Here is a 25000-nt window from a genome sequence, read left to right as displayed (position 1 = left end):
CAATCACTTAGTTAATCGGAAATTGTTCGCAGCTCTTTCCGATTTTTTTATTCCCGTAATGTTATCTCATCATATATAGTATTGGTTTTAGTGGTTATTTAATTAGTATTTGATCGTTTTTTATGGTGTAATTAATGCCATGAACGTCATTAAAATAACTCATAACATTTTCAATTGATTCTTCTTTAAAGCTGGCATTAAATTTCTCATTAGCCAGTTTTTCATTTTTATTAATGATCGTTACGTTGTAGCGTCTTTCTAGTTTAGTAATAATGTTTTTGAAAGTCATATTTCTAAAAGTAAGTCCGCCATCTATCCAAGAAGTATAAATTTCTGTAATAACCTGTCTGGTAAAGATTGAAGCATTTTCTTTGTTGAAGCTTCCTTTATAACCCGGTTTTAAAATGGTATTTTTAGAAGCGTCAAATTCTTCGTTTGAGCGATACATTCCAACAGAGCCTTCAACTAAAACTACATCGGTAACGGCATCTTCAGGATAATTAGAAACATTAAAATGTGTTCCTAAAACGCGTACATTTAAGTTGTCAGCATTTACAATAAAAGGGTGTTTTTTATCTTTTGCCACATCAAAAAAAGCTTCTCCATCAAGATATACTTGACGATTTTCTCCAGCAATAAATTTTATCGGATATTTTAAAGTAGAGCCAGAGTTTATATGAACCATAGTTCCGTCAGATAATTGTAGGCGAAATTTTTTGCCAAACGGAATTTTAAGAGTGTTGTAAGCCAACTTATCAGAATTAGTTTGATTTTGGTAAACCAATTTATCACCACTTTGATTCCCGACAATATTTCCGTTTTTGTCATGAACTTGAACTTTTCCATTTTCAGAAATAATCTGAACGCTACCGTCTTCCATTTGAAGAACAATGTCAGAACTTTTAAAATCGAACGGGACATCTGCAGTTTTACTAAAAAAACCTTGTTTGTAAGCAAATCCAACTCCAAGAAGAACCAAAACAGAAGCAGCAATAGAAATGTACTTTCTGTAATTTGATTTTTGAGGCTCTAATTTGATAATTGTTTCTTGATCTTTTGCTGTAGATAAAATGTTGTCAAAAATTAAATTGGCTTTCTGCTCATCCATTTTTGGCATTTCGCCTAAGAGATTTTTTACTTCCTCTACTGTCGGAAATTCATCGGTAAGGTTATTATTGCGGCAATAGGCAACAACTTGCTCTGTTTCTTCGGCAGTACATTGATTTAAAATAAACTTCTCTAAAAGCGTTTTTATTTCAGAATTTGAATTCATTAAGAATGTTTTTAGGTTCTGTGTTTCTATAATACAGCTGAGATGCAATTGAGTACTACTCAAACGTTATAAATTTTTAAATTTTAACATTTTGTGTTTTTTATGTGTTTGATTGTTAGTGTTTTGTGAATAAGAAAAGAGTGAAATAATTTTCGAAAATAATTTCAATTGCCTCTAGCTTTAGCTGGAGGTTAAAAAAAATTAGTGTCAAATTATGGCTTTAGCCAAATGAGATAATTTTGGCTAAAGCCTAAATCTTAATTTCTCATAAACCTCCAGCTAAAGCTGGAGGCAATAGATTTTTTTTTGCCACAGATTAAAAAGATTAAAAGGATTTTAATACGTTGAAATTCTTCTCATTTCAGATTAAAAAAAAAAATCTGTGAAAATCCTTTAAATCTGTGGCAAAAAAATAATCAAAAAAAAATCACTCCGAAGAGTGATTTTAAGGGCAATATTTGTGGTTTTGGTTAGATAATTTCATCGTGAAGTTGAAAAAAACCGCGCATCGATTCGAGCGCTTTGCTCATTTGGTTCCGGACTGTATTTATCGAGATTCCGAGTTCCTCGCTTATTTCTTCGTAGCTCATTCCTTTTTTCCGCGACATTTTAAAAATCTGCCGTCGTTTTGGCGGGAGCTGTTTTATAGCTTGTTTTCGAAGTTTTTTGCAATCGGCTTCCCGAACCGCATAATCTCCGTATTCATGTGATTTCTGACTTTCGTAGAAAACGGCTTCTTTCAATAAAATTTCATTCGCAGCCTTATTCAAAACATTAAAAGCCTGATTTCTGGCAATTGTAAAAATGTAGGATTTAAAAGATTGTTCTACATTCAAACTTTCGCGATTGAGCCAGACTTTCAAAAAAACATCCTGTACATTTTCCTCTGCAGCTTCTTTTGATTTTAGAAGACTGATGCTATATCCATAAATATCTTGGTGGAATAAATCAAAAAGTTGGCGAAAGGCTTTTTCGTTTCCTTTTTTGAGTTCACTTACCAATAATTTTTCACTATGGTTGGCCGCTTCTAACAATTTAATTTGCGTTTATTTAATTCCAATGGTATTAAACTATCAAAATGCGAGGTCTGATGTCTGACTTCATCGCAAATATATAAAAATAATATTCGCAACAAATTATATATAAAAAAACTTAATTCGGATTTTTTGTTAGTTTTTTAAAGAAAGAAACAAAAACTCTTGTTAAGTCGCAGTCGCACTAGTAAGTGTTATTTTGACGCTATTGCAAAATAAATTTTAATTATGAATTTGACTTTTGAGAATATTCTTATCTACGAAATATGAAATTTGGTCTTTTATCTCATTTTATTTCAAAAGAAAAATCCTTTTATCTATAGAAGACAAAAGGATTTTAGTGTTATAAACTCTAATTTGATTTTTAAATTAGATATTTTCTAAATTAGTTTTTTAAGTCTTTAATTACTTTAAAAGCAACATCAACTTGATCTTCTCCAACTAAAATGGTAAACTCATTTGAAGTTGAAATTACCTCGTTGATGATGATTCCTTCCCAAGCCAAACGTTGGAAAATGAAGTAGTAAATACCAGGAACAACAATGTTTTCTTTTGGTAATTTTACTGTAATAGAAGCTAAATTATCTAATTTTTGGATTAATTTTTCTCTCATGAAATGTTTCTCAACTAAGTGATTTACACTACTGCTGACAACGATATTAGTTTCGTTTACTCCACGAGATGAGGTATAAAAAATATCAGACAAAGCATTAATATCAGAGATCAAATCTGCTTGTTTGTTTAAAACAGTTTCAGATGCTGCAAAAGTGTAATCTGTAAGTTCAGAGCGAACCGTGATTTCACCAATATTTTTAATTACTTTATTGATTTTGTGATTTAGTTTAAAATCTAATTCTTCCGTCAGTCGTTTTAAAGACATTACTACAGCGCCTTGTTTCACTTCTTTACCAAACTCACTTTCTAATTCGGTCATAATATTTCGCGAAAGTGAAGTTAAGTTGATAATTCCGAGTGACAGGGCATTTAATAAAAATGGTTTTGTTTTAATGTAGTTTTCTACAATAGAAGAAACAGTTTTCATAATTCTTTTTTTTTTTTTTTGGTAACAGTTGAGTTGGTAGTTAATTTAACATTGCGATGTTATAATTCTTTGCAAATATAAATAAAAAAACAAATTGTTACAATTATAACAATAAAAAATTATGTTAAAAGTGATAAAAAGCGTCAGTAAGATGTTCAATTGCAAATGATTCCCCGTTTTTATGGATTGCAACGATGTCAAAACGGATTTCTAAATCTTCCTGAAAATCCTTTTCCCTATCGTTTATGTAGGCATTTACTGCTTTTATGAGTAATTGAATCTTTTTTTGCTTCACAAAATCTTGCGGAGAACCAAAATCTAAACTCGAACGAGTTTTAACTTCAACAATCGCTAAAACATAATCTTTTTGTGCAATTATATCTATTTCTGCTTTTTGGATAACAAAGTTTCGTTCTAGAATTGAATATCCATTTTCTTCCAAATAAGCCGTTGCGAGATCTTCGCCTAATTTTCCTAAATCGTTATGTTCTGCCATTATTGTAGTATTCAGTCTCAGCCACAGTTTTCACTGTGAATCTTTGAGTTTATTTTTACTAAATGAAATTATTGCACGAAAAAACGCAAAATCACAAAGCATTTTAAAACTTGGCGATCTTGCGTCTTTGCGAGATTTTATGTGGTATTGTTAGATTTGCTTAAATAACAAGCAATGTGATACTACTTTTTAAAAGTAACTGTGCTTCCAGAAGCAGTAACTTCTATAGAAACGGTATTTCCCATAATTAAAGCTCTGTTGTCTCTAATATGCCCTGCTGGGAAATTAAAAATTACAGGAATATTGTATTTTTTGGTTACGTCATCTATAATTTCTAAAGCATTTTTTCCCCAAGGCACTTCATTGTCTTTCATGCTTGTCATTCCGCCAATGATAATTCCTTTTAGATTTTCGATGCATCCGTTACGTCTTAGATTCATCATCATACGGTCGATGTGATACAGATATTCATCTAAATCTTCGATAAATAAAATTTTATCTTTGCAATCAATTGCAGAAGGAGATCCTAATAAACTGTATAAAATAGATAAATTCCCTCCAACTAATTCTCCAGTAGCACTTCCTAAACGATTCATCGGACTTGGACTAATAGAGTAGGAAATAGGTTCGTTAAATAAAGCGGCTTTTAACGAGCTCACAGCATCTGGAGTTGCTCTAGGTACTGTTACCGGCATAATACCATGAATAGATTTGTAGCCCATCGTATTCAAATGATTATGAAGAACCGTTACATCACTAAAACCGATAACCCATTTTGGATGCTGTTTGAATTTGGTAAAATCTAGTAAATCTAACATTCTAACAGTGCCATATCCGCCACGAACGCACCAGATCGCTTTAATATTTGGATTGTCCATTTGTTTCTGAAAATCGGCAGCTCTCTGTTCATCTGTTCCAGCCAATTGATTATAATCTAAACCGATTGTTGATCCGATTACGGCTTCTAAACCCCAACTGTGCAATAAATCTATTGTTGGTTTTAAATTGTCGTCGATGTTTTTTCTTGCTGTTGCCAAAAGTGCTACAGTATCTCCTTTTTGTAAATAAGGCGGTGTTATCATGTTTTGTTGAGATTGACAGTTGAATGATTGTAAAGCAAAAATAAGAAATGCGAGTTTACAAAAGACAAAGTGTCTCTTTATATAGTGAAAGCAGTTTTTATTCATTTTTTTCTTTTGCTTAAAATTATAAAATTAATTTTTAAGGTTTAATAATTTAACCTCCATATTGTTTTTGCAATTCGGCAAGAAGCAACATTAAACCTTTGTCAGCTTCTTCAGATTGCACATTCGCAAATATTATAAAAGCCTTATCGATATCTTTGCAAATATACACTTTGGTTAAAAATGTTCCTGGATTTCCGTAGTGAAAAGAATATTTTAAACCCGATTTTTCATTTATTTCAGAATACCATCTAAAAGAAAATTCAGGAAAACCGAAATGCATTTTATTAAATTCTTCTTCAGACAATACTTTTGATTTCCCTAACAAACCTTGTAGCTGCATCTGCGTAAATCTGCAAAAATCAGGGAGGTTTACATTAATATTTCCTGCTGATGAAAGCCAATTTAATTTATAATTTACAAATGGTTTTTCAGGCTTCAAATTCTCATCATGTCCCCATGGCTGGTTTACATTAGTAACGTTTGGCTGTCCAAAACCAAAGTTTATGTTTAGCTTTTTGCCCAATTCTTTTACTAAAGTTTCATAACTTTTTCCAGTTGCTTTTTCGAGCATCAAACCTGCCGCAACAAAACTTGGATTAGAACCATACCAATCTTGTTTCTCAGTAACAATTTGTTTTTGCTTAAAAAACCAACTTATAAATTCATAACGTTGTTCCTGATTGTTGCCCTTAATTTCTTGTTGATTTGGCGTTTCATTTCCATAAGACCAAGTTGGAATTGGTGCTCTAAATGTCAAGAAATCTTGCAAGGTTACGTTATAGATTTCTGGATTACTTCCTGCTTTTAATTCAGGATATAAATCAAAAAATTTAGTATTCCATTCTATTTTTCCTTCTTTAACTAAAGTCGCCGCGATATAACTTGTGATCGTTTTTGTGATGGATCCTAAACGGAATATATCATTAATTTTTGCTTTATGAGAAGACTTGTAACGTTGAAATCCTAAAGCTTCAATTTCAAGAATAGAATCTGAAGAAACAACTGCATAAGCCAATTCTGGAATTTTGTATTGTTTTCTGATTTCCTCTGCTCGAGAACTGCTTTTCTGTCCGTAAAATGTATTTAAAGAGCTTAAGAAGAAAGTAAAAAACAGTATTTTTTTCATGTTATAAATTATCAGATTTTTTGAGCAAGGTACAAGACTTTTACAAGAAACAAATGTAATATTTTGAAATTTTATTCAAGTAAAAATCTTACATTTTTTAGTTAGATTTGTCTTTTTAAAATCTTATATATGCCTTTAAAATTTAGATTTTGTCTGCTTTTTCTTTTTGGAACGTCAGTCCTTTTTAGCCAATCCAAAAAGTACAAAATACATACAGTTGCTTTTTACAATTTTGAAAACTTTTATGATACTGTAGATGATGCATTCACAAATGATGATGAATGGACGCCAAATGGAGCACAGCATTGGACAACAGAGAAATACCAGCAGAAACTAAAGAACTTGGCGAGGGTTTTATCTGAAATTGGAACACCAGATAATTCAAATGCGCCAACTTTAATTGGGGGAGCAGAAATAGAAAATAGAGCAGTTTTAGAAGATTTGATAAAAGAGCCAAAATTACAGCCGTTGGATTTAGGAATCATTCATTTTGATTCTCCAGATAAGCGTGGTATCGATGTGGCGCTACTTTATCAGAAAAAGTATTTCAGACCAACTTCTTATTCGAATATTCCTTTAATTATTTATAGAAAAGAAATTCCTAAAAAAGAAGAAGAAACAGAAATTTTAGATGACGAAATAGAGGTTAAGAAAGAAAATAAAAATCGAGTTTTTACAAGAGATCAACTTTTGGTTTCGGGATTTTTAGAGGATGAAGAAATACATATTATTGTCAATCACTGGCCATCGAGATCAGGCGGAGAAAAGGCAACTAGTTTATTTCGGGAAGCAGCGGGAAAATTGAACAGGAAAATTATTGATTCTTTGCAAAAGATTAATCCTCAGGCAAAAGTATTGACAATGGGAGATTTTAATGATTCACCATCAAACAAAAGCATAAAATCAGGACTAGGTGCAAAAGGAATAAGAGCTGAAGTTTCGGAATTTGGAGTTTTTAATCCGTTTGAAGAGCTTGCCAATAAAGGTTTAGGAACTATTGCTTATCGTGATTCTTGGAATATTTTTGATCAAATTATTATGACAGCCTCTTTGGTTAAATCGGATTTTTCGACTTTTAATTTTTGGAAAGCGGGCATTTTCAGCAGACCTTATCTTATTCAAAATTCGGGGCAATACAAAGGTTATCCGTTGCGGAACACTTTGGCGGAAGCTGGCTTTAGTGATCATTTTCCAGTTTATATTTATTTGATAAAAGAATTTAAATAAGTATTAAGTCTCAGCCACAGTAATCAATCTCAGCAAAACTGAAAACTGCGACTGAGACTGAATACTTTTCACTACCTTAGCTTTTCATAAATTTTGAATAAAAATGGCTATAGCAAAACCTTTTAACCTGACCCAATGGATTGACGAAAACCGTCATTTACTAAAACCGCCTGTTGGAAATAAAAACTTATATGTTGATTCTGGAGATTATATTGTAATGATTGTTGCAGGTCCCAATGCGCGAAAAGATTACCATTATAACGAAACAGAAGAACTTTTTTATCAGTTAGAAGGAAATATCAAGGTTGTCATTCAGGAAGATGGTCAACGTAAAGAAATGGAATTAAATGCAGGCGATATGTATCTGCATCCTGCAAAAGTGCCCCATTCTCCTGTTCGTTCAGAAGGTTCTATCGGACTTGTGATCGAAAGAAAACGTGCTGGACAAGGTTTTACAGATGGTTTGCTTTGGCATTGCGATAACTGCAATCATAAACTGTACGAAGTGTATTTTGAACTTCATAATATCGAAAAAGATTTCCTTCCTCATTTTGAACACTTCTACAATTCAGAAGATTTAAGAACCTGCGATAATTGCGGAACTGTTATGGAAACTGATCCGAGGTTTGTGGCGAAGAAATAATATTTTATTGGATAGAAATAGAAAACCCGGCAAGTTTTTTAAAACCTGTCGGGTTTAATTATGTTTTATATTTAGAAATTAAAATAAATCCTTTTAATCTTAAGAATCTGTGGCAAAATAAATTACAGCTCAAACTTTTTCCCTTGCGTAGGATAAATAATTTTCAATCCTAAATCGTTTTGAGCTTTTAACTGCTGTTTAATTTTTGCAATATTCTTTGCAGGCGGTTTCAAATGTGTGATAATAATTTTAAAGTTTTCAAGAGAACCTTTTCCAGCTAAATCCTCTAGAATATGAAGTTCTTTCATTAAATAATTTGGAGTTAAGTGACCAAATAAAAATTTATCTGGCTGTTCATTTGGAAATGAAACTTCAATAAAAATTCCTTTCAATTGTTTAGCTTTAACCAATGGAGCAACTGCGGTCCATAAATCGCGAAGATTATTGCTTTTTTCTACTTCATCAGGTCCTGTGTCGCCTAAATATAAGGCATAATCATTTTCATTTTTAATTAAGAAAGCAGTACTCTCAAACGGATTAACATGGCTTAAAGAAAATGCTTTAACTGTCATTTTGGTATTCGTCAAAGAAGTTTCTTCTCCCAAATTTAAAGTCTGAAAATGGTATTTTTTTAAAGGAAATCCTGGTCCTGCGTCTCCAAAATTAGCCCAAGTCTGATCGTTGAAATAATGGTTTTCCATCATTTCCATACACTTATTTGTAGCATAAACTGTTTTAGAAGAATCGGCAGGAGAATTAATTATCAAACCTGAAACATGATCTAAATGTGCATGCGAAATCAAATATCCTTTGATGTATTTTCGTAAAACTTCACTTGTAGAAACTTTAAAAGTTTTCTTCTCAATAGCTTTTTCAATTCCGGCGTTTACAGTTCCAGCATCAAGGCAGATATAATCAGTTGTGTTGGCTGGAGCGATTAAATAAGCAGAAAGATTTTTTTCGTCAATACCACCCATTACGCCTAATGGAACTACAGAAAAAGAACTTTTTCCTTTTTGAGAGAATATATTTGTTGAAATTAAGAGAAAACAAAGCAGAAGCCTAAAAGAATGGGTCATATTTTTAATTTTAAGTACTGCAAATTTCATTAAATAAATTCAATATTGAAGTTTCGTTTCTGTTAATACTATAAAATAAGCTTAAATTTACGTTCATTTATGAATTAACTTCAATCAAAAATTAATTCTAAAACAATATCTTTACATAAAAATATAACAATTTTAACCAAAAAAGTTACAATGACAACAATAGCATCGCAATTTGGAATGAAGGAAGCTCTTGATAAATTGGGCATCAAGACAATAAATGAAGGAACATCAACAGGAATTAACAATTTTTCTTCTGGAGAAATTTTGGAAAGTTATTCGCCAGTTGATGGAAAATTAATTGCTTCGGTAAAAATGTCAACGGCAGCAGATTACGAAAAAGCAATTCAAACCGCAGCAGAAGCTTTTAAAACATTTAGATTAATTCCTGCTCCACAACGTGGTGAAATTGTACGCCAATTTGGAGAAAAATTAAGACAAAATAAAGAGGCTCTTGGTAAGTTGGTTTCTTACGAAATGGGGAAATCATTGCAAGAAGGATATGGTGAAGTTCAGGAAATGATAGATATCTGTGATTTTGCAGTAGGTTTATCGCGCCAACTTCACGGATTAACAATGCATTCTGAAAGACCAGGACATAGAATGTATGAACAATATCATCCGCTTGGAATTGTCGGAATCATTTCAGCATTTAATTTTCCAGTTGCAGTTTGGTCTTGGAACACAGCTTTAGCTTGGATTTCTGGTGATGTCTGTGTTTGGAAGCCATCTGAAAAAACACCTCTTTGTGGTATTGCCTGCCAAAATATAATTGCTCAAGTTATAAAAGAAAACAATCTTCCAGAAGGAATTTCGTGTTTAATAAACGGAGATTATAAAATAGGAGAGTTGTTGACAGCAGATACTCGCATTCCGCTTATTTCGGCAACAGGTTCAACTAGAATGGGGAAAATTGTAGCGCAAACTGTTGCAGGAAGGTTAGGGAAATCATTGTTAGAATTAGGAGGAAATAACGCCATTATTGTTACTCCAGACGCAGATATTAAAATGACTGTTATCGGAGCCGTTTTTGGAGCTGTTGGAACTGCTGGACAAAGATGTACTTCTACTAGAAGATTGATTATTCACGAAAGTATTTATGATAAAGTAAAAGATGCCCTGGTTGCAGCTTATAAACAGTTAAGAATCGGAAATCCGCTTGACGAAAAAAATCATGTTGGACCACTAATTGATACTCATGCAGTAGAAATGTATGCAGCAGCATTAAATAAAGTAGTTGCCGAAGGTGGAAAAATCCTTGTTGAAGGAGGAGTATTATCTGGTGAAGGTTATGAAAGTGGCTGTTATGTAAAACCAGCAATTGCAGAAGCTGAAAATTCGTTTGAAATTGTACAGCATGAAACTTTTGCTCCAGTTTTATATTTAATTAAATATTCTGGTGATGTAGAAAATGCGATAGAAATTCAAAATGGTGTTGCACAAGGATTATCTTCTGCAATTATGACGAATAACTTACGTGAAGCTGAAAGATTTTTATCTGCAACAGGTTCTGACTGCGGAATTGCAAACGTAAATATTGGAACTTCTGGTGCTGAAATTGGAGGTGCTTTTGGAGGTGAAAAAGAAACAGGAGGCGGACGCGAATCAGGGTCTGATGCATGGAAAATTTACATGAGACGTCAAACCAATACAATCAATTATACAACAAATCTTCCGCTTGCGCAGGGAATTAAATTTGATTTGTAATTCATAATATTTGAACTTAAAAAAGGCTTCCAATTTTGGAAGCCTTTTTAAATTAAGTTAGTTTTTACTTTTTAATTAGTGTTTGGTTAAACGACCCATCGACAGTATAAATTTTGGCTAGGTAAGTGCCAGGAATTAAACTGCTTGTGTCAATACTTTGAGAATTTCCAGAAGTAATTACTAGATTTCCAGAAACATTGTAAATAAGTACTTTTTGTACCTTCTGTTCGGAATCTGATAAATATAAAGTACTTGAAACTGGATTGGGATATAAAATTATTTTTGAAGTTTCTATGGTTGTTGTCTCGGCGATCGCAGCCATTTTTAGAGTCGTTCCGCCATAAACAGTGCTAATATAGAATAAATTAGCAACAGAACCTTTTGTTATGGTATGAGAACCAGCAGCTATTGAAGCAGTTACAATACCAGCTGAGGCTGTATACGAAACATTATCTACTTTAATAGTTCCATTAAAACTCGAATCAAATACTAAAGTTAAAGTAGACGCGCTAGTTGTCGTATACGTTATAGATGTGCTTGATTCGATTTTTAGACGCTCAGTAAGTGTTAGTCCATTGTAAGTTACAGAACCTGGAGTTGAATTCATATTTCCTGTAATAGAGTAGAATGTACTTGTTTTACCAGATGTAGTAAAATTATGTAATTCAGATCCGCCACCCGAGCCTGTAGTAACTGTTATGGTTCCCGATGCAGATACTGGTGTTCCAGCTGTTCCTGAAGTGGTTACCGTATAAGAAACATTTGCAGTTGGAGTTCCAGTAATAGTTATCGTTTTTGCAGTTGTATTTTTTACAAAAGACAATCCAGAAGCTGGTAATCCAGTTACAGATGCATCTGTAGCATTTCCGCCCCAAGTAAATACAATCGAAGCAATAGCAGTTCCAGAGGAAACGGTTTGGCTGTTATTGCCAGATGAAGCTAATGTTTGTGTTCCAGCTGGAGTTACTGTTACAGTTCCAGAACCAGTAGCTGGGGAACCACTAGTTCCAGAAGTTGCAATGGAGTACGAAACTGTTGCAGTTGGCGTACCCGAAATAGTTATCGTTTTAGCTGTAGTATTTTTTACAAAAGTCAATCCAGAAGCAGGCAATCCAGTTACGGTTGCATCAGTTGCATCTCCGCCCCATGTAAATACAATTGAAGAAATTGCTGTACCGCTTACAACAGTTTGATTGTTATTTGAAGCAGATGTTAAAGTTAAAGTCTGTGTTCCAGCAGGTGGATTTCCTTCGCCTTGTACAGCAACTAAAGTTCCTGTGTAGTTTGTAAGTGTCGTTTTTAATGCTGTGATGACTAAAGAAGAAGTGTCATCTGTAGCATTATTGAATGTCCATTTTAAATCTCCTCCAGAAACACGTCCTGCATATTGCGTTGTTTTTGTTTTCGCTGCAGCTGGAGTATCAATTACTAAATTTTTCACATATAAATTAGCATCTGTATCAAAGTTGTTATAAGTATTTGCACCAGATTTAGATTTTACAGAACTACTTACAACTTCGCTTCTTGTGCTTGCTACATAAGCATCAAAATCGGTTGTAGAGCTAATTTTTCCAGAGATATTGTATAACGGATTTGGATCATTGTAAGCAACAAAACGCATGTTGTTTGTTCCGTTTGAAGCATCAAATGTATTGTTATAAGCTTTGATGCTTCCTCCAGCTTCGCCAGAGAATGTTCCCATTGTTCCTGCATTATTTACTTGGTTGGTTTCATCCCAAATGTCAGAACCTTGTAGAGAAGTTAGCATTGGATGTTTACTGTTTCTAAAGTAATTTCCTTCAACAAAAAGTGATGAGCCCATAGTTGAGCCCGCTCCATATTTAGCAACTCCATCATAATAGTTGTTGTAAATATGTGCTGAATAATAACGCACGCGTGGATGACGAGAATCTGAGTGGTCAAACCAGTTGTGGTGATAAGTTACGTACAAACCAGAAGTTGTTCCTTCGCTTAAACCAAGAAGACTTGCTTTTCCATTATCCCAAAAGTGGTTGTAAGACATTGTAATGTAAGTTGAAGATTTATTATCTAATGCTCCATCGCCTTTTATTTGGTCAGCATCGCTTCCTGCATTTCCATAAAATAAATCACAGTTATGAACCCAAACGTGATCATTGCTTTGCTGCATTCCCACGTTATCACCTGCAGTACTGTCGCAGTTCATAAATCCAAGATTGTTTACTTCTATATTTGAAGCCGATTTCAATCTAACTCCCCACCCGTTTGCTACAGCGTCATCGCCAATACCTTCGATTGTAACATAGCTTGAAGCATTGTTGGAGTTTTCAATAACAACATCGCCACCTTCCATAACAGTCATATCTGTAATATTTCCAATTAGACGGATAATAAATGGGCGAGTGTCTTTTCCTTTTTTGATAGCGTAAAGAATATTCTGTAAACCAATACAAGGATTTGCACTTGCACCAGTAATATTCATTGAAATTGTGTTTTTCGTATTTTGGGTAATGTACAAAATTACAGCATTGTCTTTAGGCGTTCCGTCTGCTTTGTATCCTCCAGGAACACGACCGCCTTCAAAAGCAAATCCATTTCTGTCGTGTGCGGTTACAATTAGATTTCCTGTTGTAGCTCCAGTTCCTTCTGTCCCATTTACAACAGGTTTTACTTTTACAGTGTAAGTTCCGGCTTTAAGTCCCGGAATGTCAGCACGGAAATAGGAACCATAACTTCTAATAAGCTGGTCGTCTATTTTTTGATCTGTAAGTCCGTTACCAGTGTAATACACATTGTAAGTCTGGGCACCACTGACTGGTTGCCATTTTACAAAAGCCGATTCTAGCCAGCCAGAAGCTTCATTAATTTGGATAGTTTGGGCCCATAATTGGACTGTCATGAGAAAGACAGTCATGAAAAGTAGGTTTTTTTTCATAATTGTTTGTTTAAGATAGTTAATAATAAGTAAGTGGTTTTACTTTCGACTTCAAGTGGTTTAATTGTAATCGATTACACGAAATTATATATTAATTCTTAATTCTTTATTTTTTTTAGCTAAAAAAATAATTTACTTTATTTTTTTAGCTTTTTAAATGTTAAAAATGCAACAAATTGCATGAATTGTAATTTATTACATGTTTTGATTTCTTGAAAAAAGCCGTGTTTTTCTAGCTTTTGATTATTTCTATCTTTAAACGGGTAGAATATAGAAGATTTATAATTTTTTTTAATTACAATAAATTACATTTTTATTTTTGTAAGAAATAAATTATTTTCTTATTTCGAATAACAGATTATTCTTAGAAGTTTTAAATTTAATTTTGCGAAAAAGCAATCTATAAGTATAAAAAAAAGCCTTTCTGATTTTACTCAAAAAGGCTTTAGATTATTTAAAAGAGACTTATTTAGTCTTTGCTAGAAAGTTTTGATAAAAGTCTTAAGAATTCAATATACAACCAAACTAATGTAATCATCAATCCCATTGCTCCATACCATTCCATAAATTTTGGCATTTTTTCTCTTGCACCTTTTTCAATTAAATCAAAATCTAAGAAAAGGTTAAGAGCAGCTATGATGATAACAAAAACACTAATACCAATACTCATCATAGAATTTCCGTAATGAACAGGTGTCCAGCTTGTAAACATTGATACAACCCAAGAAATTAAATAATAAGTAGCAATAGCCAATGTTGCAGCAACAACAACAGATTTGAATTGTTCTGTAACTTTTACGATTCTAAATTTATATAAACCTAAACAAACCAAGAAAGTAACAAGAGTTGCACCAACTGCATTGATTACGATTCCAGGAAATTTTAATTCAAATATTGCAGAAATACCTCCTATGAATAATCCTTCAAATAATGCATATCCTGGAGCTAGGTAAGGAGATAATTGTGGTTTGAATGAAGAAACTAATACTAAAATGAAACCAACAATTGCACCTCCAATTGTAGGAAGCATTGGGTTTATTCCGTTAAAAGTCATCCACCATGTCACCATAGCAGCTCCGCATAAGATTAGGAATAGGATTGCTGTTTTGTTGATTGTTCCAGACACCGTCATTTCTTGATTGTAATCAATAATCTGAGCGTGGTGTACTTCTGTTCTTGGTTCAGCATTAGACGAAAAACGCTTACTGTTTAAAAATGGATTTTTTGAATTAAAGTTCATAATTTAATACATTTAATTGAACTCAAATATATGGAGATTTTTTGAAGTGCAATTGTCTAGAAGAAATTTTTAACATGAATTTCTGTTCTTAATTTAAGGCATAAAAAAAATCCATTAAAACTGATTTAATGGATTTTTGAGTATTTTTTAAAGAAATAATTTTATTTCAATAAGTCTAAAACTAATGATGGAAATAAACCTAAAGCAATATTTAAAACAATTGACACCACAGCTGTAGCATAAATAAGGAAAGGTCTTCCTGTTCTTTCTTGATTTGGTTCTTTAGAATATATTGCTATGATTAGTTTGAAATAGTATCCAACACTTATGATAGAGTTAATTACAGCAACAATTACTAAACCAATGTATCCTGCTTGAATAGTTTGGTTGAATAAAAATAACTTAGCAAAGAATCCAGAGAAAATAGGAATTCCGGCCATTGATAATAATGAAGCGGTAAGAACTGCAGCCAATAGCGGATTTGTTTTTCCTAAACCGTGGAAATTTGTAATATCTTCATTGTCATGATCTCTACAAACATATAAAATTACACTAAAAGCAGCTATACCAGCTAATGCATAAGCAGCAGTGTAGTATAATAAAACTCCAGCAGAAGCTGAAACAGTTAATAATGTCATTAACATGAAACCTGCGTGAGAGATTCCAGAGAAAGCAAGCATACGTTTTACGTTTACTTGTCTTAATGCCATAATATTACCAACAGACATAGACGCAATAGAAATAATAACTACGATAACTTCAAATGTATGTAGAAGGTCTTGGTTGTCTAATGAAGCAATTAAGTTCATACCAGAAACCAACTTGAATAAAGTTGCAATTGCGACTACTTTTGCTAAAGTACTCATTAAAGCTGTAGTTAAAGCAGGAGAACCTTCGTAAACATCTGGAGCCCAGAAGTGGAAAGGAACTGCAGCTACTTTAAATAACATTCCAACAACCATTAAAATCATTCCAATTGGAAACCATATTGGTAACTCTGCAGAAAGTGCACTTTCGTGAATGTCACTAATGTCAAAACTTCCCATTGCACCGTAAATCAAACAGATTCCGAATAAGATAATTCCTGAAGCGAAAGAACCCATTAAGAAATATTTCATACCAGCCTCATTGCTTTTGATATTTAAACGATCGCTTGCAGCAAGTACATATAAAGCAATAGATAAGATTTCAATTCCTAAAAAGAACATTGCTAAATTTCCAAAAGAAACCATTGCTACAGCACCAGCTAGTAAGAAAACTTTAATTGCCACATAATCTGAAATTTTCGTTGGGTGCTTGTGGTAAAAATTATGACTTAATGCTACAAGGAATATAGTCAAAACGATAAACAATGATGAAAAAGCCGTAGAAAACTTGCTTACTGCTATCATATTGTTGTAATAACTTTGTTCTGTTCCAAATTCACAGTAATTAAGAGCCAACACACCTATTAAACCCATAATGGTAATAGGAACAATGGCCTTTCTTAAATTAAGAATTTCAAACAATAGGCAAAAAATACCCAATCCTGTTATAGCTATTAATGTATTCATTTTTATCTTTTTGATTTAGGATTCCAATTTTTAAGTGTAATCCTAATTTATTTTTTGTTTAAAATATTAGTTCTTATTGATAACTTGTAAAATGGTTTCCAAGCTTGGTGTAATCAAATCTGTAATTGGTTTTGGATAGAATCCGAAAAACAATAAAACCGCAATGATTACAACAAATGAAACTCCTTCGTTAAGTGTAACATCAGCAAAAGTTTTTGCATTTGTTTCTCCTAACATTACATGCTGGAACATTCTTAACATATAGTAAGCTCCTAAAATAATAGTAGTTCCACCAAGAATAGCAAACCAGATATTAATTTGAGATAAACTGTATAATACTGTAAACTCTCCAACAAAGTTAAATGTACTTGGTAATGCAACAGAAGCTAATACTAAGATTAAAAACATTGATGTGAATTTTGGAGACTGAGTACGAATACCACCCATTTCTTCAATTTCTCTAGTTTCGAATCTTCTGAAAATTACTTCAGCAGCGAAGAATAATCCAACTACAACAAAACCGTGAGCGATCATTTGCATAACTGCACCTCTAAAACCATCTAGAGTTAAAGTGTAAGATCCTGCAGCAATTAATCCAACGTGAGCAAGAGAAGAATAAGCCAATAATTTCTTTAAATCTTTTTGTCTTAATGCAACGATTGATCCGTAGATAACACCAGCAATTCCTAAAGCTATAAATATATACATGTATTCTTTTGCAGCGATTGGCGCAATTGGCAATTGCCAACGAAGTACACTATACAATCCCATTTTTAGCATGATACCAGATAAAAGCATTGTTCCAACGGTTGGTGCTTTTTGGTATACATTTGCTTGCCAAGTATGGAAAGGAATAATTGGAATTTTGATAGCATAAGCTAAAAAGAAAGCCAAGAAAATCCAGAATTGCTCACAAGCAGATAAGTTTACTTTGTATAAATCTTCGATTAAGAAAGAACCTGCTTTCGTGTATAAATAGATAAAAGCAGTTAACATGAATAAGGAACCAGCAAGCGTGTAAATAAAGAATTTAACCACTGCTTTTCTACGCTCTTCAGCATCTCCGTTACCCCAGATCAAAGCAATAAAGTAGATTGGAATAAGAGCTAATTCCCAGAAAATGTAATATAAAAGACCATCAGAAGCTAAGAAAGTTCCAGTCATAGCAAAAGCCATGAATAAGATCAAAGCATAAAATCCTTTTGCATTTTTATATTCATTTCCAAAAGACGAAAATATAATAATCGGAGTTAAAGCAGCAGTTAGTAAAACCATTGCAAGTCCAAGTCCATCACCGTTTAAAGCGAATGAAATTTTTGGTTGATTAATCCAGCTGTTGATTACGCTAATATTTTCACCTGCGTTATAATTATTCAATAATACAATTGAACATCCTAAAGCGGCTAAACTAAAAAATAAAGCAACTTTCGAAGCTAGTTTGTCACCAGAAAAGTAAGTGGCAAATGCACCAATTAAAAGTATAATTAATATAGTAGAAACGTTCATAGTAATAATATTATTGAGCTAAAAATATATAGGAAACAATTGCACAAAGTCCTAAAACAAATACAAATAGATATAATCCTATACTTCCGGTTTGTAATTTTTTTCCTTGGAAAGCAATTTCGTTTGCTATTTTACCTAATCCAAAAACAAGAGCAGACAATCCTGTCTCGATATAATCTCTAAAGAATTTAGATAAACTATTTACTGGTGCTACAAATACAGCGTCGTAAACTTCGTCTACATAGTATTTGTTGTATAACACTTTGCTTAAACCAGTAATGTTTTCATCAGATTCTGGAACATTATCTTGTTTAAAGTATTTTACGTAAGCAATTAAAATTCCTAGTAATCCGCCTAAAACTGCAACACCCATTAAAGTGTATTCTGTTGTGCCTAAATGATGCTCTTCTCCTGCCACTTTTGTGAAAAGAGGAGCAAGGTAACCATTTAACCAGCTGTTTCCAGGTAAACTGATTAATCCACCAAAAGTTGCTAAAATAGCTAAGATGATAAGCGGAATAGTAATTAATGAACCACTTTCGTGTAAATGATGCTTTTGCTCTTCAGTTCCTCTAAATTCTTTGAAGAAAGTTAAGAACATCAAACGGAACATATAGAAAGCTGTCATAATTGAAGCAACAGATCCAACAACGTATAATGGAATGCTGTGGTGGAATGCTGTCAACAAAATTTCGTCTTTAGAAAAGAATCCTGAGAAAAATGGAACTCCAGAAATTGCTAATGAAGAAATTAACATTGTCCAGAATGTGATTGGCATTGCTTTACGCAAACCTCCCATTTTACGCATATCTTGTTCTCCGTGTAATCCGTGAATTACAGATCCAGAACCTAAGAATAAACAAGCTTTAAAGAAAGCGTGAGTGATTACGTGGAAAACCGCTACTTCATAAGCTCCAAATCCTAATGCTAAAAACATTAAACCTAATTGAGAAACTGTAGAGTAAGCTAATACTTTTTTGATATCGTTTTGAACTAATCCAATTGTAGCCGCAACTAATGAAGTGATTGCTCCAATAATTGCAATTACAGATTGAACATCTGTTGCAAGGTCGAAAACAAAGTTTAATCTTGTTACCATAAAGATACCAGCAGTTACCATTGTAGCCGCGTGGATTAAAGCAGAAACTGGAGTTGGTCCAGCCATCGCATCAGGTAACCAAGTGTATAACGGAATTTGAGCAGATTTACCGCAAGCTCCAATAAACAAGCATAAAGCAGCTAAAGAAAGTAAAGGTAAATTTAAGTTTGAAGCTCCAGCAATTGCAGTTTTTAAAGTTGCATAATCTAATGTTGAAAACATTGATCCAATGATGAACATTCCGATTAATAAACCTAAATCTCCAATTCTGTTCATGATGAAAGCTTTTTTCGCAGCATCATTGTAATCTTGGTTTTTATGCCAAAATCCAATTAATAGGTAAGAACAAAGTCCAACACCTTCCCATCCGATGAAAAGAACTAATAAGTTGCTTCCAATTACAAGTGTAATCATGAAGAATACGAATAGATTTAAATAAGCAAAGAATTTGTGCATATTCTCATCATCGTGCATGTAACTGATAGAGTATAAGTGAATCAAAGATCCGATTCCTGTTACAAAAAGTAACCAAAGAACAGATAATTGATCTAATAAAAATCCAAGATTGATTTTTAAGTTGCTAATTTGAATCCAATCAAATAAAGTAACTTCGATTCCTTTTCCAGTTGAAGTTATTTGATTAAAAAGTAAAAGAGAAACTACAAAAGAAATTGCTACAGCAATAGTTCCGATTGCACCAGAAACTGTTTTGCCTAAGCTTTTTCCAAAAAAGACATTTACTAGAAATCCTAGTAAAGGAGTTAAAACTAAAATTAAAGCTAAATTGGTATCCATTTCTGATTATCCTTTTAAATTTTTTAAATTATCGATACTGATTGATCCGATATTTCTAAAGATAGAAACTAAAATGGCCAATCCTACCGCAACTTCGGCTGCAGCAACCGCCATCGAGAAGAACACAAAAACTTGTCCTTGTGCATCTTGATGATAAGTTGAAAAAGCAACAAATAAAAGGTTTACCGCATTCAACATAATTTCGATAGACATGAAAACGATAATAGCATTTCGTCTGTACAATACACCAAAAATTCCAATACAGAAAAGTACAACACTCAAAAAGATGTAGTTTTCAATACCTATTTGATTTAATATATTACCCATTATTTATTTAATTTTTCTTTTTTAGACAATAGAACTGTTCCAATCATAGCAACCAAAAGTAAGATTGAAGCAAATTCGAACGGAACCATATATTCGTTCAATAATATTTTACCTAAAACTTTAATCGATTGGAAATCTTCTCCAGTAGAATCGTATTCACCAACAATTGGTTTCGAGTTGATAAAAATTGTAATTAAAACAATCAATATTAAACAGAAAGAAACAATAGCACCTAAACGTGTAATTCTAGGTCGGTGAACTTCTCGCTGTTCGTTCAGGTTCATCAACATAATGGTAAACAGGAACAAGATCATAATAGCTCCGGAGTAGACTATTATATGTACAACAGCTAAGAACTGAGAATTTAATAGTAAATAATGACCAGCAATAGAGAAGAAACAAATTACCAAATAGATGGCACTATGAATCGGGTTTCTGCTGAAAATAGTCAAGAAAGCAGTAATAACGGTAATAAACGCTAAAAAGCAAAAGATAACTTGAATAGTTGTTGCGTGTGCAAAATCAGGAATATGTATCATTTAGTTAGCGTTTTTAAGTTGAGCGTTTTTCATAGCCATTTCTAAAGGCATCACTAATTTATCTTTCCCGAAAATGAAATCTTCTCTATTGTAATTAGCAGGAACCAATACTTTAGATTCTGTTAAGTAAATAGCGTCTTTTGGACAAGCCTCTTCACATAAACCGCAGAAAATACAACGAAGCATATTGATTTCGTAGATTTCAGCGTATTTCTCTTCTCTATATAAATGTTTTTCATCAGGCTTGCGTTCAGCAGCTTTCATTGTTATAGCTTCTGCTGGACATGATAAAGCACATAATCCGCAAGCAGTACAGTTTTCACGGCCTTGCTCATCACGTTTCAACATATGCTGACCACGATAAACTGGACTCATTTCACGAACCTGCTCTGGGTAATGAATGGTAACTTTCTTTCTAAAAAGGTGTTTTACAGTAATAATTAAACCTTTTACAATCGCCACAAGATACAATCGTTCAACAAAAGACATGTCCTTATTTGACACCACCTTTTTTCTACCCGATAATGATATAGTTTCTATTGACATTTTTACTATTATAGTTTATGATTTATAATTTGATATCGAATCAAATTTAAAATCTATTTTGTTTTTTATTTGAAGCTAACTTCGGTTCTTAGAATCCTAAAGCAGCTAAGATTTCGTGTCTTAAAATAACAACACCCGTAATCATGATATTAATGATTGAAAGCGGAATTAAAATTCTCCATCCTAAGTGCATTAATTGGTCATATCTAAATCTTGGAATCGTCCAACGTACCCACATGTAAAAGAATATGAAAAAACATATTTTTACAAATAATGCCGCAATACCTAATAAGTTAGCCACATTTACACCTACATTTTCTACCATCCATTGCATTCCTGGGTAGTTGTATCCACCAAAGAATAATACAGAAATAATAGTAGAAGAGATAAACATACTTGCATATTCAGCAAATAAATAGAATCCCATTTTCATAGATGAATATTCTGTGTGGTAACCTCCAATTAATTCGTTTTCACATTCTGCTAAATCGAAAGGAGTTCTGTTTGTTTCAGCAAATGAACAGATTAAGAAAATTAAGAATGATAATGGCTGATAGAAAACATTCCAGTTCATTCCTTGCTGTTGTAATGAGATTTCTTTTAAACTCATTGTTCCAGTCATCATCAATAAAGCGATTATTGATAATCCCATTGCAACCTCGTAAGAAACCATTTGAGAAGCAGCACGAATAGCTCCCATCAAAGAGAACTTATTGTTAGAAGCCCATCCACCGATCATGATACCGTAAACTCCAACAGAAAGAACTCCAAAAATGTACAATAATGCGATATTAACATCTGTAGCTTGAAGAATAATGTCTCTTCCAAAAAGGTGTAAACGATCTCCCCACGGAATTACAGCACTAGTCATCAAAGCAGTACTCATTGCAATCGCAGGTCCAACTACGAATAAAAATCTATTTGGTGTGTTTGGGAAAAACTCTTCTTTAGAGAATAATTTCATACCATCTGCAAGCGGTTGTAATAAACCTCCCCATCCAGCACGGTTTGGTCCAACACGATCTTGCAAGAAAGCAGCAACTTTACGTTCTGCCCAAGTAGAATACATCGCCATAATCATTGTTACCGCAAAAACGACAACAATTACAACACTTTTTTCTATAATAAATGCACTTTCCATTTCTTACTATTTTTGATCTTTATCAGTTAATGGAATTGCAGCCATACTAATCTTTTTACGGTCAATATCTCTACCTAAAAGGATATTCTTTTCTGTATCGATTGTAACTTTCTCTAATTTTTGAGTGTAGTTATTTTGGTTGATAACAGAATCTTTTTCAAATTCTCTCGGACCTTCAATAACCCAGTCATTTACATCTTTGTGATCAAAACGACAGCTGTTGCAGATGAATTCTTCAACTTCATGGTACTCGTCTTTACGACCAGTTACACGTTGAATTTCTCCACCAAACATCCAAACTGTAGTTTTACCGCAACATCCTGGAGTAGTACATTCTCTGTGCGCGTTATAAGGTTTGTTAAACCAAACTCTTGATTTAAAGCGGAAAGTTTTATCTGTTAAAGCTCCAACCGGACAAACGTCAATCATGTTTCCAGAGAACTCATTGTCAATTGCTTTAGAAATTCCAGTAGAAATATTAGCGTGGTCACCGCGATCTAATACTCCATGAACTCTGTTGTCTGTCAATTGATCTGCAACTTGTACACATCTTTGGCATAAAATACAACGATTCATATGAAGTTGAATATTTGGACCAATATCTTCTGGTTCAAATGTTCTTTTTTCTTCAATGTAACGTGATTTCGGATTCCCGTGCTCGAAACTTAAATTTTGTAAATCACATTCTCCAGCCTGATCACAAATTGGACAGTCTAATGGGTGATTGATTAATAAAAATTCTGTTACAGATTTACGGGCTTCAGTTACTCTTGCAGACGATTTACTGTTTACTTCCATACCATCCATACATCCTGTTACACAAGATGCCATTAATTTTGGCATTGGTCGTGGGTCAGCTTCACTACCTTTAGAAACTTCAACTAAACAACAACGACATTTACCGCCGCTGCCTTTTAATTTTGAGTAATAGCACATGGCTGGCGGAACTAAATCTCCACCAATCATACGTGCAGCCTGCAGGATCGTTGTTCCTGGTTCTACGTCTATACTTTGACCGTCTATGGTTACTTTCATCTCTTATTGATTTGAATGTTGAAAGTCGGAATATTTAAAAGAGTTGCTGTCCTTTTTAATATTTTTAACTTTATAACTTTCTCTATATATTTTTATACGATTACTTTACCGCCTACTAAATGCTTAACTTGTGAGAAAGGCTCGGCAACAAAGTGATCTCTATTTTTAATTTTTTCTGGGAAACGAACGTGATATTCGAACTCATCTCTAAAGTGACGAATCGCTGCAGCTACTGGCCAAGAAGCGGCGTCACCAAGTGGACAAATTGTGTTTCCTTCAATTTTACTTTGAATGCTCCACAATAATTCGATATCTTCTTCACGGCCTTGACCGTTTTCGATTCTCCATAAGATTTTTTCTAACCATCCTGTTCCTTCACGGCAAGGAGTACATTGTCCGCAAGATTCGTGGTGGTAAAAACGAGCAAAGTTCCAAGTGTTTCTAACAACACAAGCTGTATCATTGTAAACAATAAATCCTCCAGAACCTAACATCGATCCGGTTGCAAAACCACCATCACTTAAAGATTCGTAAGTCATTAAACGGTCTTCGCCATTTGCTGTTTTGAAAATCAATTCAGCTGGTAAAATTGGCACAGAAGAACCTCCTGGTACAAATGCTTTTAACGGACGGCTTGAAGACATTCCTCCTAAATATTCATCAGAATTCATGAATTCGTCAACACTTAAACCTAATTCAATTTCGTAAACACCAGGATTTTTAATGTGTCCTGAAGCAGAAATTAATTTAGTTCCAGTAGAGCGTCCAATTCCAATTTTAGCATAATCATCACCAGAATTGTTTACAATCCAAGGCACAGTTGCAATTGTTTCAACATTGTTTACTACAGTTGGATTTGCCCAAAGACCAGAAACTGCTGGGAAAGGTGGTTTAATACGAGGGTTTCCTCTTTTACCTTCCAATGATTCTATTAATGCTGTTTCTTCTCCACAGATATAAGCTCCAGCTCCACAGTGTACGTGAAGTTCAAGATCATAACCTGTACCTAATATATTTTTTCCTAACCATCCGGCAGCTTTTGCTTCGGCGATTGCTCTTTCTAAAATTTTGAAAACCCACATATATTCTCCACGAATGTAGATATAAGATAGGTTAGCGCCCAAAGCATAGCTAGAAGTAATCATTCCTTCGATCAATAAGTGAGGAATGTATTCCATCAAAAATCTATCTTTGAATGTTCCTGGCTCAGATTCGTCGGCGTTACAAACTAAGTGTCTTGGTCTTCCTGATTTTTTATCGATAAAACTCCATTTCATTCCAGCAGGGAAACCTGCACCACCACGACCACGTAATCCTGATTTTTTTACTTCTTCGGTAACTTCGTCTGGGGTAAGGGTTTTTAAAGCTTTTTCTACAGAAGCGTAACCACCATTTTGGCGATAAACTTCGTAGGTTTTAATTCCAGGAATATTGATTTTATCTAATAATATTTTTTGTGACATC

At 33.4% G+C, this 25000-nt stretch carries 21 protein-coding genes; 3 read left to right on the top strand and 18 right to left on the bottom strand.

Annotated elements, in window-relative coordinates; translation table 11 throughout:
- Window positions 1-94: 94 nt before the first annotated feature.
- The 6 genes from JC605_RS03525 to JC605_RS03500 form a co-directional block, all read right to left on the bottom strand.
- Window positions 95-1273, bottom strand: a complete 1179-nt coding sequence (locus JC605_RS03525; RefSeq protein WP_198854894.1) for a FecR family protein — start codon at window positions 1271-1273, stop codon at window positions 95-97.
- A gap of 470 nt (window positions 1274-1743) precedes the next feature.
- Window positions 1744-2307, bottom strand: a complete 564-nt coding sequence (locus JC605_RS03520) for an RNA polymerase sigma factor (protein ID WP_198854893.1) — start codon at window positions 2305-2307, stop codon at window positions 1744-1746.
- Between the two features lie 385 nt (window positions 2308-2692).
- Window positions 2693-3349: a hypothetical protein gene (locus JC605_RS03515; protein ID WP_008466087.1), complete on the bottom strand. Its 657-nt coding sequence runs from the start codon at window positions 3347-3349 to the stop codon at window positions 2693-2695.
- Between the two features lie 124 nt (window positions 3350-3473).
- Window positions 3474-3845 (bottom strand): YraN family protein, encoded by a 372-nt coding sequence (locus tag JC605_RS03510; protein ID WP_198854892.1) that lies wholly within the window; start codon window positions 3843-3845, stop codon window positions 3474-3476.
- 182 nt (window positions 3846-4027) lie between these two features.
- Window positions 4028-4927, bottom strand: a complete 900-nt coding sequence (locus JC605_RS03505; protein WP_111378905.1) for an LD-carboxypeptidase — start codon at window positions 4925-4927, stop codon at window positions 4028-4030.
- Between the two features lie 154 nt (window positions 4928-5081).
- The gene (locus JC605_RS03500) at window positions 5082-6158 is read right to left on the bottom strand and encodes a serine hydrolase (protein ID WP_198854891.1); all 1077 of its coding nucleotides are present in this window, start codon (window positions 6156-6158) and stop codon (window positions 5082-5084) included.
- Window positions 6159-6287: 129 nt separating this feature from the next.
- Here JC605_RS03500 and JC605_RS03495 point away from each other — a divergent pair, with 129 nt between their 5' ends.
- Window positions 6288-7385: an endonuclease/exonuclease/phosphatase family protein gene (locus tag JC605_RS03495; protein ID WP_198854890.1), complete on the top strand. Its 1098-nt coding sequence runs from the start codon at window positions 6288-6290 to the stop codon at window positions 7383-7385.
- Between the two features lie 103 nt (window positions 7386-7488).
- Window positions 7489-8028: a 3-hydroxyanthranilate 3,4-dioxygenase gene (locus JC605_RS03490; protein WP_198854889.1), complete on the top strand. Its 540-nt coding sequence runs from the start codon at window positions 7489-7491 to the stop codon at window positions 8026-8028.
- Between the two features lie 122 nt (window positions 8029-8150).
- On the opposite strand, the gene JC605_RS03485 is transcribed toward JC605_RS03490, so the two are convergent.
- Window positions 8151-9107, bottom strand: a complete 957-nt coding sequence (locus JC605_RS03485; RefSeq protein WP_198854888.1) for an MBL fold metallo-hydrolase — start codon at window positions 9105-9107, stop codon at window positions 8151-8153.
- A 180-nt stretch (window positions 9108-9287) separates the two neighbouring features.
- On the opposite strand from JC605_RS03485, the gene JC605_RS03480 reads away from it, so the two are divergent.
- Window positions 9288-10841 (top strand): aldehyde dehydrogenase family protein, encoded by a 1554-nt coding sequence (locus JC605_RS03480; protein WP_198854887.1) that lies wholly within the window; start codon window positions 9288-9290, stop codon window positions 10839-10841.
- Between the two features lie 64 nt (window positions 10842-10905).
- Here the strand turns inward: JC605_RS03480 and JC605_RS03475 are convergent, their stop codons facing one another.
- The 11 genes from JC605_RS03475 to nuoF form a co-directional block, all read right to left on the bottom strand.
- On the bottom strand, window positions 10906-13755 hold the full coding sequence (locus tag JC605_RS03475; protein WP_198854886.1) for a T9SS type A sorting domain-containing protein: 2850 nt from the start codon (window positions 13753-13755) through the stop codon (window positions 10906-10908).
- Between the two features lie 469 nt (window positions 13756-14224).
- A complete protein-coding gene (locus JC605_RS03470) occupies window positions 14225-14995 on the bottom strand; it encodes a Bax inhibitor-1/YccA family protein (protein ID WP_198854885.1) in 771 nt (256 codons plus the stop codon).
- A 161-nt stretch (window positions 14996-15156) separates the two neighbouring features.
- Complete coding sequence (locus tag JC605_RS03465) at window positions 15157-16548, bottom strand: NADH-quinone oxidoreductase subunit N (protein ID WP_198854884.1); 1392 nt, start codon at window positions 16546-16548, stop codon at window positions 15157-15159.
- 66 nt (window positions 16549-16614) lie between these two features.
- Window positions 16615-18054: a NuoM family protein gene (locus JC605_RS03460; RefSeq protein WP_198854883.1), complete on the bottom strand. Its 1440-nt coding sequence runs from the start codon at window positions 18052-18054 to the stop codon at window positions 16615-16617.
- A gap of 10 nt (window positions 18055-18064) precedes the next feature.
- Window positions 18065-19948 carry an NADH-quinone oxidoreductase subunit L gene (gene nuoL, locus JC605_RS03455; RefSeq protein WP_198854882.1) on the bottom strand — a complete coding sequence of 628 codons (1884 nt, stop codon included), beginning with the start codon at window positions 19946-19948 and terminating at the stop codon, window positions 18065-18067.
- A gap of 6 nt (window positions 19949-19954) precedes the next feature.
- Window positions 19955-20275 (bottom strand): NADH-quinone oxidoreductase subunit NuoK, encoded by a 321-nt coding sequence (gene nuoK, locus JC605_RS03450; RefSeq protein ID WP_008466103.1) that lies wholly within the window; start codon window positions 20273-20275, stop codon window positions 19955-19957.
- Complete coding sequence (locus JC605_RS03445; RefSeq protein ID WP_008466105.1) at window positions 20275-20814, bottom strand: NADH-quinone oxidoreductase subunit J; 540 nt, start codon at window positions 20812-20814, stop codon at window positions 20275-20277. The genes nuoK and JC605_RS03445 overlap by 1 nt, the downstream gene beginning before the upstream one ends.
- A complete protein-coding gene (locus tag JC605_RS03440) occupies window positions 20815-21360 on the bottom strand; it encodes an NADH-quinone oxidoreductase subunit I (RefSeq protein ID WP_109191389.1) in 546 nt (181 codons plus the stop codon).
- An 88-nt stretch (window positions 21361-21448) separates the two neighbouring features.
- On the bottom strand, window positions 21449-22501 hold the full coding sequence (gene nuoH, locus JC605_RS03435; RefSeq protein ID WP_198854881.1) for an NADH-quinone oxidoreductase subunit NuoH: 1053 nt from the start codon (window positions 22499-22501) through the stop codon (window positions 21449-21451).
- Between the two features lie 6 nt (window positions 22502-22507).
- Window positions 22508-23536 (bottom strand): 2Fe-2S iron-sulfur cluster-binding protein, encoded by a 1029-nt coding sequence (locus tag JC605_RS03430; protein ID WP_091490522.1) that lies wholly within the window; start codon window positions 23534-23536, stop codon window positions 22508-22510.
- 92 nt (window positions 23537-23628) lie between these two features.
- Window positions 23629-24999, bottom strand: coding sequence for an NADH-quinone oxidoreductase subunit NuoF (gene nuoF / locus JC605_RS03425; protein ID WP_179003261.1), 1371 nt, complete (start codon window positions 24997-24999; stop codon window positions 23629-23631).
- Between the last annotated feature and the right edge of the window lies 1 nt (window position 25000).

This window comes from Flavobacterium sp. IB48, assembly GCF_016405855.1.
Classification (GTDB): domain Bacteria; phylum Bacteroidota; class Bacteroidia; order Flavobacteriales; family Flavobacteriaceae; genus Flavobacterium; species Flavobacterium ginsengisoli.
The sequence above is the reverse complement of the archived record's forward strand: the minus strand, read 5'-3'. Positions and strand labels throughout refer to the sequence as shown.